An 11,637-nucleotide genomic window follows, 5' to 3' on the forward strand; every position below is an offset into this window, starting at 1 on the left:
GCCCGGGCGTCAGGCCAGCTCGGTTGTTGAGTCGGCTCGGACGCTAGGCCAGCCCGATCATCGGGCCAGCCCGGGCGTCGGCCACCCCGATCGTCAGGCCAGCCCGGGCGTCAGGCCAGCCCGGGCGTCAGGCCAGCCCGGGCGTCAGGCCAGCCCGGGCATCGGGCCAGCTCGGTTGTTGAGTCGGCTCGGACGCCAGGCCAGCCCGAGCATCGGGCCAGCTCGGTTGTTGAGTCGGCTCGGACGCCAGGCCGGGTCGGGCGTCAGGCCGGGTCGGGCGTCAGGCCGGGTCGCGCGTCAGGCCGGGTCGCGCGTCGGCCAGCCCGGTTTCGTCAGGCCAGCCCGGGCGTCGCGTCGGCCAGCCCGGTTTCGTCGGGCCAGCCCGGGGGGCTTGTGGCGTGGGCCTCGTCATCCGGGGGGGGTGCCTGAGTCGCCTCGGTGGGGTCGGAGGCGGCCGTCGTAGTCCTACGTGGTGCCGGGTAGTCGGGGCGGGTCGTCGGGGTCGGGTACCTGGTCGCTCCAGCCGCCGGGGACGGCGCGGCCCTGCTGGGCGCGGAAGCGGACGGGTGCGGTGCCGACGCGGCGGGTGAACAGGCGGGAGAAGTAGGCGGGGTCGTCGTAGCCGACGCGGCGGGCGACGGCGGCGACGGGGAGTTCGGTGGCGGCGAGGAGTTCCTTGGCGCGGCCCAGGCGGATGCCGAGGAGGTAGTCCTTGGGGCTGCACCCGGCGCCGCGGCGCACGGCGGTGCGCAGTTCGGCGAGGGTCATGCCGTGCCGGGCGGCGTGGTCGGCCACGGACAAGGGGGTGAAGGCGTCGCGGGCGAGGGCCTTGAGGACCTGGTGGCCATCGGGGGTGAGGTCGGCGCGGGCGCGGCGCAGGGCGACGAGGAGTTCGTGGACGGCGGCGCCGGTCTCGACCTCCAGGAGGGGGTTGTCGCGGCGGGCGGCGCGGGCCATGCGTCCGATGACGGCACGGGGTCCGGTGGCGTCGGTCAGGGGGACGACGGGCCGGTCGGGTTCGATGTAGCCGAGGTCGGTGTAGGTGGCGGTGGCGGGCCCGGTGAAGTCGACGAAGCCCTCGTCCCAGCCGGTGTCGGGGTCGGGCGCGTAGTGGTGGGGGACGCCGGGGGTGAGCCACAGCAGGGCGGGCGCGGTGACGGTCGTACGGCGCCCGCGGGCGTCCTCGTACCAGCCGCCGCCGGTGCTGATGACGACGGCGACGTGGTGGTCGAGGGTGCGGGGGCCGACGGTGGGCAGGGCGCCGTACTGGAGGCCGACGCCGAGGCAGACGAGGCCGAGGCGGTGGTGGGCGGGGCCGGGCGTGAGGAACCGCATCCAGGTGTGGTACATCGACAGGCCCCGTTTCGTCCGTCCAAGCTGCGCCGATCTTTGTCCATGGACCCTGACCTGCGCCAGAGGTGAGGGTGGGGCGTATGAGCGAGTTCACGGCGGGGGAAAAGGACTTTCTGCTGGACGGACGGCCGGTGCGGCTGCTGTCCGGTGCGCTGCACTACTTCCGGGTGCACGAGGCGCAGTGGGGGCACCGGCTGGCGATGCTGCGGGCGATGGGCCTGAACTGCGTGGAGACGTACGTCCCGTGGAATCTTCACGAGCCGCGGCCGGGTTCCTACGACGATGTGGAGGCCCTGGGCCGTTTCCTGGACGCGGCGCGGGAGGCGGGGCTGTGGGCGATCGTGCGGCCGGGGCCGTACATCTGTGCCGAGTGGGAGAACGGCGGGCTGCCGCACTGGCTGACGGGACGGCCGCGCACCGGCGACGCGGAGTACCTGGGGCATGTGGAGCGCTGGTTCCGTCGGCTGCTGCCCCAGGTCGTGGCCCGGCAGATCGACCGCGGCGGTCCGGTGATCATGGTGCAGGTGGAGAACGAGTACGGCAGTTACGGCTCGGACGCGGAGTATCTGCGGCGGCTGGCCGCTCTTCTGCGCGAGACGGGCGTCACGGTCCCGCTGTTCACCTCCGACGGCCCCGAGGACCACATGCTGACCGGCGGCTCGATCCCCGGTGTCCTCGCCACGGTCAACTTCGGCTCCCACGCGCGCGTGGCCTTCGAGACGCTGCGCCGGCACCGCCCTGACGGGCCGCTGATGTGCATGGAGTTCTGGTGCGGCTGGTTCGACCACTGGGGCGCCGAGCACGTCGTACGGGATCCTGGTGACGCGGCGGCGGCCCTGCGGGAGATCGTGGAGTGCGGGGCCTCCGTGAACCTCTACATGGCGCACGGCGGGACGAGCTTCGCGGGATGGTCGGGCGCGAACCGGGGCGGTGGCGATCTGCACGACGGTGTGCTGGAGCCGGACGTGACGTCCTACGACTATGACGCGCCGATCGACGAGTTCGGATGTCCGACGGACAAGTTCTGGCGTTTCCGTGAGGTGCTGGCCGAGTACGCGGCCGGCCCGCTCCCCGAACCACCGCTGGAGCCCGCGCAGTTGGGCTCCCCCGCCGAAATGGCGCCCACCGGCTGGGCGCCCATGAGCGACGTACTGGAGACGCTCGGCGGCCCGGAGACCACGTCCCCCGTCCCGCCGACCTTCGAGGAACTCGACGTCGACCGGGGCCTGGTGCGCTACGAGGTGACCGTCCCGGGGCCCCGGCAGCCGTATCCGCTGATCGCGCGCGGGCTGCGGGATCTGGCGGTGGTGTACGTCGACGGGGAGCGGGCCGGGGTGCTCACCGAGGAGGACGAACGGCTGAAGGAGCCCGTGGCCGGGCACGCGCGCGTGGAGCTGTGGGTGGAGTCCCTGGGGCGGGTCAACTACGGCCCGCGGACCGGGGAGGCGAAGGGGATCACCGGGGGGCTGCTGCACGAGCGGCAGTATCTGCACGGGGTACGCGCGCGTGGGCTGCGCCTGGACGCGCTGGCGGACGTGGACGGGGTGCCTTTCCGGCCGCTTTCCGAGGAAGGCGGCCCGGGCCTCTACCGGGGCACCCTCACCGTGCGGGGCGCGGGGGACGCACTGCTCGAACTGCCGGGCTGGACACGGGGGTTCGTGTGGGTCAACGGCTTCAACCTGGGCCGCTACTGGTCCGCGGGCCCGCAGCAGGCGCTGTACGTGCCCGGCCCGGTGCTGCGGGAGGGCGTCAACGACGTATGGGTGCTGGAGTTCGAGAAGGCGGCGCCCGACCGGGCGCCACGGCTCAGGAGCCGATGACCTTGTGCAGGTGCACGTCCTGGTGGCCGCCGGGGATGCCCTCCGTGCGGCCGGTCTCGCGGAAGCCGAGGCCCTTGTAGAAGCCGGGGGCCTGGAAGGTGAAGGAGGAGACGATCATCTCGGTGCAGCCGCGCCGCACCGCCTCCTCCTCGGCGGCGCCCATGAGCCGGGTCCCCCAGCCCGCGTGGCGCTGGTCCGCGCGCACCCACAGCATGTCGACGGCGCAGCAGGAGCCCCAGATCCACGCGGTCAGTCCGCCGGCCAGCTCTCCGTCGGCATCGGTGGCCCGGACGGTGAGGGGTGCCGGGGTGCCGGCGCCGGTCGCCTCGGCGTTGAAGGCGGTGAGCTCGTCGTCGAGGCGCTGCTCCAGGGCGTCGTCCTTGTCGCCGATCCGCAAGGAGGTGCCGGGTTTCATGGTCACGGCCGGGAGTATGCCAGGGCGGCTGTCCGCCGGGGAGAATCCGCCCGCACCCTCGTAGAGTGGAGTCGGGTTCACGGCGTCTTGGGGGTACGGGCGTGGCGAACGACGGACCGGTCGAGCACGGCTTCCCGCACCTGGAGATGGTGCGGGCCTCGATCACCGCGCTCTGGAAACGGCTGTCGTACGACACCGTCCAGACGTTCTCGACCAGTGTGGCCCCCGCCGACGTGGCGTTCTGCGACACGGACGATCTCCATCTGGGGGCGCAGCGGGTGGCCCGTGAGCTGGTGCGGCACTACCGGCTTCCCGACGCCCGGATGATCGTCGGCTTCCGGGAGATGACGCATGCGGCGCATGTCGAACTGGCGGCGGGGCCCGAGTACTTCGTGGAGTTGAACGACCGTTTCCGTACCCATCGCCGGGACATCGGGGCGGCGCTGGCGCACGAGGTGATGCATGTCTATCTGCACCGGCTCGATCTGTCGTTCCCGGGGATCAGGGAGAACGAGATCCTCACGGACACGGCGACGACGTATCTGGGTGCGGGGTGGCTGCTCCTTGACGCGTACCGGGAGGACGCGGCGTCCTCGCAGAAGCTGGGGTATCTGACGCCGGAGGAGTTCGGGTACGTGCTGGCGAAGCGGTCGCTGGTGTTCGGTGAGGATCCGTCGGTGTGGTTCACCAGTCCGCAGGCCTATACGGCGTATGTGAAGGGGATGGCGAAGGCGCGGCAGGATGAGCAGCAGCCTCCGCTCACCGCGGCGGGGTGGGCTGGGCGGCGGCGGTATGCCCGTGACCGGCGGGCTCATGTTCCGCAGGCCGGCTCGTCCTACGCGTTCACGCCTGATGGGGGTGCCGGGGGGCTGCGGGTCTCCTTTCCTTGTCCTACCTGTCATCAGAAGATCAGGGTGCCGGTGCGGGGGCGGGTTCGGGCGCGGTGCGGGTTGTGCAGGACCGTGCTGGAGTGCGACACGTAGGGGGTCCGTCGTTGTCGGCGGGTCGGTGGGGGGCTGATCGCGCAGTTCCCCGCGCCCCTCAAAGGCGGGTGGGTTGCCCTACGCCCCGTAGACCTGTCCCGGGGTCTCCGCCTCGCCGAGCAGTTTCAGCGCAGTCTCTCCCGCCTCCGCCGGGGTCCACCTCTCCCCCTTGTCCGTGCTCGGGCCCGGCCTCCAGCCCTCCATCACCGTGATCCGGCCGGCCTCCACCTCGAACACCCGCCCGCTCACCCCCGTGCTCGCCGCCGATCCCAGCCAGACGACCAGGGGGGAGACGTTCTCCGGGGCCATCGCGTCGAAGCCCTCGCCCGGTGCCGCCATGGTGTCGGCGAAGGTGTGCTCCGTCATCCGTGTCCGTGCCGCCGGGGCGATCGCGTTGACCTGGACGCCGTAGCGTGCGAGCTCCGCCGAGGCGACAAGGGTGAGGCCCACGATCCCGGCCTTCGCCGCGCTGTAGTTCCCCTGTCCGACCGAGCCCAGCAACCCGGCCCCGCTGCTGGTGTTGACGACCCGGGCGACCGGCGTGCGCCCCGCCTTCGCCTCCGCCCTCCAGTGCGCGGCGGCGTGCTTGAGCGGCAGGAAGTGGCCCTTGAGGTGGACGCGCATCACCGCGTCCCAGTCGTCCTCGTCGAGGTTGACGAGCATCCGGTCGCGCAGGAACCCGGCGTTGTTGACGAGGGTGTCGAGGCGGCCGTACGTCTCCAGCGCGGCGGCGATCAGGGAGCCGGCCCCTTGGGTCGTCGCGATGTCGCCGCCGTGGGCGACGGCCTCGCCGCCCGCCGCACGGATCTCCGCGACCACCTGTGCGGCCGGGCTGTCCGCGTCGGGCGCCCCGTCGAGGCCGACGCCGAGGTCGTTGACGACGACGCGGGCCCCCTCGGCGGCGAAGGCGAGCGCGTGCGCCCGGCCGAGTCCGCGGCCGGCCCCGGTGACGACGACGACCCTGCCGTCGCAGATTCCGCTCATCTCAACTCTCCTTGTTGGCAGTTGCCGCGTCCAGGAACAGCGGCCGCTCTCCGCCCCCGTGCACCAGCAGCGACGCCCCGGTGATGTACGCGGCGGCGTCCGAGGCGAGGAAGACGGCCGCGGCGCCGATATCGGCGGGCTCGGCCAGTCTGCCGAGCGGGACGGTGCGGGAGACGGCGTCGATGCCGTCCTGGTCGCCGTAGTGGAGGTGGGCCAGCTCGGTGCGCACCATGCCGACGACCAGGGTGTTCACCCGTACGTCCGGCGCCCACTCCACCGCCATCGACCGGGCGAGGTTCTCCAGTCCGGCCTTCGCCGCCCCGTACGCCGCCGATCCGGGCGAGGGGCGGCTGCCGCTGACGCTGCCGATCATGACGACCGAGCCCTTCGACCGTTTCAGGTGCTCGTAGGCCGCGAGGGAGGCCGTGAGCGGGGCGAGCAGGTTCAGCTCGATCACGCGCGTGTGCCGCTCGGCGTCCGCGTCCGCGAGCAGCCGGAACGGCCCGCCGCCCGCGTTGTTGACGAGGACGTCGAGGCGGGGCAGCGCGGCGAAAAAGGCGCGTACCGCGTCCGGGTCACGCACGTCCAGGGAGACGAACTCGGCCCCCTCCAGAGGCACTTCGGGTGGCCGTCGGGCACACACCACGACGTCCGCCCCCGCGCTCACGAACGCCCGCGCGATCCCCGCACCGACTCCCCGCGTGCCGCCGGTGACGACCGCGACCCTCCCCTTCAGCTCCATTCGCCGCTACCCTTCACCTAACAAACGTTTGGTGGAAAGGTAGCTGATGCTTCCATGGGTGTCTCCACCTCGTCCCGGGAAACGGGGCACGGAAAGGACGGCATCGCGGTCGTCACGGTCGACTTCCCCCCGGTGAACGCCCTGCCGGTGGACGGCTGGTTCGCGCTCGCCGACGCGGTGCGCGGGGCGGGCCGCGATCCGCGGGTGCGGTGCGTGGTGCTGGCCGCCGAGGGCCGGGGGTTCAACGCGGGCGTGGACATCAAGGAGATCCAGAAGCAGGGCCCTTCGGCTCTCGTCGGCGCCAACCGCGGCTGCTACGAGGCCTTTTCGGCGGTGTACGACTGCGAGGTCCCCGTGGTGGCGGCCGTGCAGGGCTTCTGCCTGGGCGGCGGTGTCGGCCTCGTCGGAAACGCGGACGCGATCGTGGCGAGCGAGGACGCCACCTTCGGGCTGCCCGAGCTGGACCGGGGCGCGTTGGGCGCGGCCACGCATCTGGCCCGGCTGGTCCCCCAGCACCTCATGCGCGCCCTGTACTTCACCTCCCGCACGGCGACCGCGGCCGAGCTGCACGCGCACGGTTCGGTGTGGCGGGTGGTGCCGCGTGCCGAACTCCTGCAAGCGGCACTGGAGTTGGCGCGTGAGATCGCCGCCAAGGACGGAGAGCTGCTCCGGCTCGCCAAGGCCGCGATCAACGGCATCGACCCGGTCGACGTGCACCGCAGTTACCGCTTCGAGCAGGGTTTCACCTTCGAGGCGAGCACCGCCGGGGTGGCCGACCGCATCCGTGACAGCTTCGGGAAGGAGGGCCGATAGGTGAGCGACAAGACCATGACCGCGGACGAGGCCGTGGCCCGGCTGCGCAACGGCATGACCCTCGGCATCGGCGGCTGGGGCTCGCGCCGCAAACCGATGGCCCTGGTCAGGGCGCTGCTCCGGTCGGATGTCAGCGACCTGACGATCGTCTCGTACGGCGGCCCGGACGTCGGCATGCTCGCCGCGGCCGGACGGATCCGCAAGCTGGTGGCCGCGTTCGTCACCCTCGACTCGATCCCCCTCGAACCGCACTACCGCGCGGCCCGGGAGCGCGGCGCCTTCGAGCTGATGGAGATCGACGAGGCGATGTTCATGTGGGGGCTGCACGCGGCGGCGAACCGCATGCCCTTCCTGCCGGTGCGGGCGGGCGTCGGCTCGGACGTGATGCGGGTCAACCCCGGGCTGTCGACGGTGACGTCGCCGTACGACGACGGCGAGACGTTCGTGGCCATGCCCGCCCTGCGTCTGGACGCGGCCCTGGTCCACGTCAACCGCGCCGACCGGCTGGGCAACGGGCAGTGTCTGGGCCCGGACCCCTACTTCGACGACCTCTTCTGCGAGGCGGCGGACACCGCGTACGTCTCGTGCGAACGGGTCGTCGACACAGCAGAGTTGACGAAGGAGGCGCCGCCGCAGTCGCTGCTGCTCAAGCGGCATGCGGTGACCGGAGTCGTCGAGGCGCCGAACGGGGCGCACTTCACGTCCTGCGCGCCGGACTACGGGCGGGACGAGGCCTGGCAGAAGGCCTATGCGACCACGCCCTGGCCGGAGTTCGCGGCACGGTACCTGAAGGAGGGATCGTGAACGCCTCGCCCATCCCGCCCACCCGCGCCGAGTACTGCGTGATCGCCTGTGCCGAGGCCTGGCGGGACGGCGGCGAGATCCTGGCGAGCCCCATGGGGCTGATCCCCTCCGTCGGGGCCCGTCTCGCGCGGCTCACCTTCGCCCCGGATCTGCTGCTGACGGACGGCGAGGCGATGCTGGTCCGCCCGGACGGCACCGTCGAGGGCTGGCTGCCGTACCGGCAGCATCTGACCCTGGTCACCGGCGGGCGGCGGCACGTGATGATGGGCGCGAGCCAGATCGACCGGTACGGCAACCAGAACATCTCCTGCATCGGCGACTGGGCACAGCCGAAGCGGCAATTGCTCGGAGTGCGGGGAGCGCCCGTCAACACCCTCAACAACCCGACGAGTTACTGGGTGCCCCGGCACTCGCGGCGGGTCTTCGTCGAGAAGGTCGACCTGGTGTGCGGGGTGGGTTACGACCACGCTGCCGGCGCCCGCTTCCATCGCATCCCCCGCGTCGTCTCCGACCTCGGCGTCTTCGACTTCGCGACGCCGGACCACTCGATGCGGCTGGCCTCGCTGCATCCCGGGGTGAGCGTCGAGCAGGTCGCGGAGGCCACGGGGTTCGCCCTGAACGTCCCGGACGAGGTGCCGTACACGCGTGAACCGACGGCGGACGAGCTGGAGTTGATCCGCGAGGTGCTCGACCCGGCCGGGGTCCGCTCGCGGGAGGTCGCCGTCTGATGGACACGGCACTCACCCGGCTCGTCGGGGTCCGCCATCCGATCGTGCAGACCGGGATGGGCTGGGTGGCGGGCCCCCGCCTGGTGTCGGCCACGGCGAACGCGGGCGCGCTGGGCATCCTGGCCTCGGCGACGATGACCCTCGACGGGCTGCGCGAGGCGGTGCGGGAGGTCAAGTCCCGTACGGACGCGCCCTTCGGCGTCAATCTGCGTGCCGACGCGGCGGACGCGGGCGACCGGGTGCGGCTGATGATCGACGAGGGGGTGCGGGTCGCCTCCTTCGCCCTCGCGCCCTCCGCCGAGCTGATCGCCGAGCTCAAGGAGGCGGGGGTCGTCGTCGTCCCGTCCGTCGGTGCCCGTCGGCATGCCGAGAAGGTGGCGGCGTGGGGGGCGGACGCGGTGATCGTGCAGGGCGGGGAGGGCGGTGGACACACCGGCGAGGTGGCGACGACCGTGCTGCTGCCGCAGGTGGTGGACGCGGTGGACATCCCGGTCGTGGCGGCCGGGGGGTTCTTCGACGGGCGGGGGCTGGTCGCGGCGCTGGCGTACGGGGCGGCGGGTGTCGCGATGGGCACCCGGTTCCTGCTCACGTCGGACTCCACGGTGCCGGACGCGGTGAAGGCACGCTATCTGGCGGCGACGGTGAGGGACGTGACGGTGACGCGGGCGGTCGACGGCCTGCCGCACCGGATGCTGCGCACGGACCTGGTGACCGGGCTGGAGAACTCCGGCCGCGTGCAGGCCCTTGTGCGGGCGGTCCGCCACGCGACCGGTTTCCGCCGCCTGTCCGGACTCACCTGGCGGCAGATGATCCGCGATGGCCTCTCCCTGAAGCACGGCAAGGACCTCACCTGGAGTCAGGTCCTCCTCGCCGCGAACACGCCGATGCTGCTCAGGTCGGCGATGGTGGACGGCCGTACGGATCTCGGTGTCATGGCTTCCGGGCAGGTCGCGGGCGTGATCGACGACCTGCCGTCGTGTGCGGAGCTGGTGGAGCGGGTGATGGCGGAGGCTGCGGAAGTCGTGGGGGCGCTGTCGGCGGGCGGTGCGCTCGGGTTGCGCAGGGCGCCCAGCAGCTCGGGAGGCTGATGCCGTTCGGCGAGTGCCGGTCGGCTGTGGTTGATCGCGCAGTTCCCCGCGCCCCTTGCGGGGCGCGGTCCGCGTCTCAACCGCTCAGAGCCGCTCGATGATCGTCACGTTCGCCTGGCCGCCGCCCTCGCACATCGTCTGCAGTCCGAACCGGCCGCCCGTGCGCTCCAGTTCGTGCAGCAGGGTCGTCATCAGCTTGACGCCCGTCGCGCCCAGGGGATGGCCGAGGGCGATGGCTCCACCGTTGGCGTTGACCTTCTCCGGGTCCGCTCCGGTCTCCTTCAGCCAGGCCAGGACGACCGGGGCGAAGGCCTCGTTGATCTCGACGAGGTCGATGTCATGGATGGAGAGGCCGGTCTTCTTGAGGGCGTGGGCGGTGGCGGGTATCGGTGCCGTCAGCATGCGGATCGGGTCCTCGCCGCGCACCGAGAGGTGGTGCACGCGGGCGCGTGGCGTCAGCCCGTGTTCGCGTACCGCCCGCTCCGAGGCCAGCAGCATGGCCGCCGCCCCGTCCGAGACCTGCGAGGAGCACGCGGCGGTGACCGTGCCGCCCTCGACGACCGGCTTCAGCCCGGCCATCTTCTCCAGCGAGGTGTCCCGCCGCGGGCCCTCGTCGACGGACACGTCCCCGTAGGCGACGGTCTCCCGTTCGAAGCGCCCCTCGTCGATCGCCCGCACCGCCCGCCGGTGCGAGCGCAGCGCGAACTCCTCCTGGTCCTGCCGGCTGATCCCCCACTTCGCGGCGATCATCTCGGCGCCCACGAACTGGTTCACCGGCTTGCCCCCGTACCGCGCCTGCCAGCCCTCACTGCCCGCGAAGGGGCCCTGCGTGAGTCCGAGCGGCTCGGCGGCCTGCCGGGTGGCGAAGGCGATGGGGATCAGGGACATGTTCTGCACCCCGCCCGCGACCACCAGATCCTGCGTCCCCGACAGCACGCCCTGCGCCGCGAAGTGCACCGCCTGCTGGGAGGAGCCGCACTGCCGGTCCACCGTCACCCCCGGCACCTCCTCGGGCAGCCCGGCCGCCAGCCAGCAGGTCCGCGCGATGTCCCCGGCCTGCGGCCCCACCGCGTCCAGACAGCCGAAGACGACGTCCTCGACGGCGCCGGGATCCACCCCGGCCCGCGCCACCAGTTCCTTCAGCACATGCGCGCCCAGGTCGGCGGGATGGACCCCGCTGAGCCCTCCCTTGCGCCGCCCGACGGGCGTGCGGACCGCTTCGACGATGTAGGCCTCGGCCATGGCAACTCCCCAGACTCCTCAGAATCCCCAATGAGTCACGTACGTACGGCGATCCCGTCCAGCACCATCGACAGGTACTGCCGGGCGATCTCCTCCGGGCTGTGCTGTCCGCCGGGCCGGTACCAGGACGCGGCGACCCAGACGGTGTCGCGCACGAACCGGTAGGTGAGCCGGACGTCGAGGTCGGCGCGGAACACCTCGGCCGCGACCCCGCGCTCCAGCGTGGACAGCCACGCCTTCTCGAACTTGCGCTGCGACTCGGCGAGGAAGACGAACCGCTCCTGCGCGACCAGCTGTCTGCTCTCCTTCTGGTAGATCGCGACGGCGGCGCGGTGCCGGTCGATCTCCCGGAAGGACTCGGTGACCAGGGCCTCCAGCGTCTCGCGGGGCCCGAGTTCGGCGGCCAGGACGGTGTCGTAGCCGTCCCAGAGCTCGTCGAGGAAGGTCCGCAGGATCTCCTCGAGCATCGACTCCTTGGAGTCGAAGTGGTAGTAGAGGCTGCCCGCGAGCATGCCCGCGTGGTCCGCGATCTTGCGGACGGTGGTGGCGTTGTAGCCCTGCTCGGCGAAGACCTCGGCTGCGGTGTCGAGGAGTTCCCGGCGACGGGCGGGCGCGGCGGGGGTCACCTGCGGCTTCTTCTTGGTCGGCACGGCATCAATTGTGGA

The 11,637-nt window shown here is 72.1% G+C and carries 12 protein-coding genes; 6 read left to right on the forward strand and 6 right to left on the reverse strand.

Features of this window, described 5'->3' with window-relative positions; genetic code table 11:
• Window positions 1-465: 465 nt before the first annotated feature.
• Entirely contained in the window at window positions 466-1,350 is an 885-nt protein-coding gene (locus ACIOHP_RS16890; RefSeq protein WP_401888126.1) for a helix-turn-helix domain-containing protein, read from the reverse strand.
• 83 nt (window positions 1,351-1,433) lie between these two features.
• Here ACIOHP_RS16890 and ACIOHP_RS16895 point away from each other — a divergent pair, with 83 nt between their 5' ends.
• Window positions 1,434-3,173: a beta-galactosidase family protein gene (locus ACIOHP_RS16895; RefSeq protein WP_401888129.1), complete on the forward strand. Its 1,740-nt coding sequence runs from the start codon at window positions 1,434-1,436 to the stop codon at window positions 3,171-3,173.
• Here ACIOHP_RS16895 and ACIOHP_RS16900 read toward each other — a convergent pair.
• A complete protein-coding gene (locus tag ACIOHP_RS16900) occupies window positions 3,160-3,588 on the reverse strand; it encodes a GNAT family N-acetyltransferase (protein ID WP_361545412.1) in 429 nt (142 codons plus the stop codon). The genes ACIOHP_RS16895 and ACIOHP_RS16900 overlap by 14 nt on opposite strands.
• A gap of 101 nt (window positions 3,589-3,689) precedes the next feature.
• Between ACIOHP_RS16900 and ACIOHP_RS16905 the strand changes: the two genes are divergently transcribed.
• Window positions 3,690-4,571, forward strand: coding sequence for a hypothetical protein (locus ACIOHP_RS16905; protein WP_401888131.1), 882 nt, complete (start codon window positions 3,690-3,692; stop codon window positions 4,569-4,571).
• A gap of 78 nt (window positions 4,572-4,649) precedes the next feature.
• On the opposite strand, the gene ACIOHP_RS16910 is transcribed toward ACIOHP_RS16905, so the two are convergent.
• Complete coding sequence (locus ACIOHP_RS16910) at window positions 4,650-5,555, reverse strand: SDR family oxidoreductase (protein WP_361545059.1); 906 nt, start codon at window positions 5,553-5,555, stop codon at window positions 4,650-4,652.
• Window position 5,556: 1 nt separating this feature from the next.
• Window positions 5,557-6,297 carry an SDR family oxidoreductase gene (locus ACIOHP_RS16915; protein WP_401888134.1) on the reverse strand — a complete coding sequence of 247 codons (741 nt, stop codon included), beginning with the start codon at window positions 6,295-6,297 and terminating at the stop codon, window positions 5,557-5,559.
• Window positions 6,298-6,351: 54 nt separating this feature from the next.
• Here ACIOHP_RS16915 and ACIOHP_RS16920 point away from each other — a divergent pair, with 54 nt between their 5' ends.
• Genes ACIOHP_RS16920 through ACIOHP_RS16935 form a run of 4 tightly spaced genes read left to right on the forward strand, consistent with a single transcriptional unit; the run spans window position 6,352 to window position 9,730 of the window.
• Entirely contained in the window at window positions 6,352-7,110 is a 759-nt protein-coding gene (locus ACIOHP_RS16920) for an enoyl-CoA hydratase family protein (RefSeq protein WP_401888137.1), read from the forward strand.
• Window positions 7,111-7,914 carry a CoA transferase subunit A gene (locus ACIOHP_RS16925; RefSeq protein WP_401888140.1) on the forward strand — a complete coding sequence of 268 codons (804 nt, stop codon included), beginning with the start codon at window positions 7,111-7,113 and terminating at the stop codon, window positions 7,912-7,914.
• Window positions 7,915-7,925: 11 nt separating this feature from the next.
• On the forward strand, window positions 7,926-8,642 hold the full coding sequence (locus tag ACIOHP_RS16930; RefSeq protein WP_401888388.1) for a CoA-transferase subunit beta: 717 nt from the start codon (window positions 7,926-7,928) through the stop codon (window positions 8,640-8,642).
• Window positions 8,642-9,730 (forward strand): NAD(P)H-dependent flavin oxidoreductase, encoded by a 1,089-nt coding sequence (locus ACIOHP_RS16935; protein ID WP_401888143.1) that lies wholly within the window; start codon window positions 8,642-8,644, stop codon window positions 9,728-9,730. Before ACIOHP_RS16930 ends, ACIOHP_RS16935 begins: the two co-directional genes overlap by 1 nt.
• 84 nt (window positions 9,731-9,814) lie before the next feature.
• On the opposite strand, the gene ACIOHP_RS16940 is transcribed toward ACIOHP_RS16935, so the two are convergent.
• Both ACIOHP_RS16940 and ACIOHP_RS16945 read right to left on the reverse strand, forming a co-directional pair.
• Complete coding sequence (locus ACIOHP_RS16940; RefSeq protein WP_361488302.1) at window positions 9,815-10,972, reverse strand: acetyl-CoA C-acetyltransferase; 1,158 nt, start codon at window positions 10,970-10,972, stop codon at window positions 9,815-9,817.
• A 35-nt stretch (window positions 10,973-11,007) separates the two neighbouring features.
• Window positions 11,008-11,622, reverse strand: coding sequence for a TetR/AcrR family transcriptional regulator (locus ACIOHP_RS16945; protein WP_361488305.1), 615 nt, complete (start codon window positions 11,620-11,622; stop codon window positions 11,008-11,010).
• Window positions 11,623-11,637 lie beyond the last annotated feature (15 nt).

The organism is Streptomyces sp. NPDC087859 (assembly GCF_044742595.1).
In the GTDB taxonomy this organism is placed as follows: Bacteria; Actinomycetota; Actinomycetes; order Streptomycetales; family Streptomycetaceae; genus Streptomyces; species Streptomyces canus_F.

What these genes read in the sequence shown, in the direction of transcription:
- ACIOHP_RS16920 (WP_401888137.1), top strand. Translation starts at nt 6,352, where the DNA reads ATGGGTGTCTCCACCTCGTCCCGGGAAACGGGGCACGGAAAGGACGGC.
- ACIOHP_RS16915 (WP_401888134.1), bottom strand. Translation starts at nt 6,297, where the DNA reads ATGGAGCTGAAGGGGAGGGTCGCGGTCGTCACCGGCGGCACGCGGGGA.
- ACIOHP_RS16910 (WP_361545059.1), bottom strand. Translation starts at nt 5,555, where the DNA reads ATGAGCGGAATCTGCGACGGCAGGGTCGTCGTCGTCACCGGGGCCGGC.
- ACIOHP_RS16940 (WP_361488302.1), bottom strand. Translation starts at nt 10,972, where the DNA reads ATGGCCGAGGCCTACATCGTCGAAGCGGTCCGCACGCCCGTCGGGCGG.
- ACIOHP_RS16890 (WP_401888126.1), bottom strand. Translation starts at nt 1,350, where the DNA reads ATGTACCACACCTGGATGCGGTTCCTCACGCCCGGCCCCGCCCACCAC.
- ACIOHP_RS16895 (WP_401888129.1), top strand. Translation starts at nt 1,434, where the DNA reads ATGAGCGAGTTCACGGCGGGGGAAAAGGACTTTCTGCTGGACGGACGG.
- ACIOHP_RS16935 (WP_401888143.1), top strand. Translation starts at nt 8,642, where the DNA reads ATGGACACGGCACTCACCCGGCTCGTCGGGGTCCGCCATCCGATCGTG.
- ACIOHP_RS16900 (WP_361545412.1), bottom strand. Translation starts at nt 3,588, where the DNA reads ATGAAACCCGGCACCTCCTTGCGGATCGGCGACAAGGACGACGCCCTG.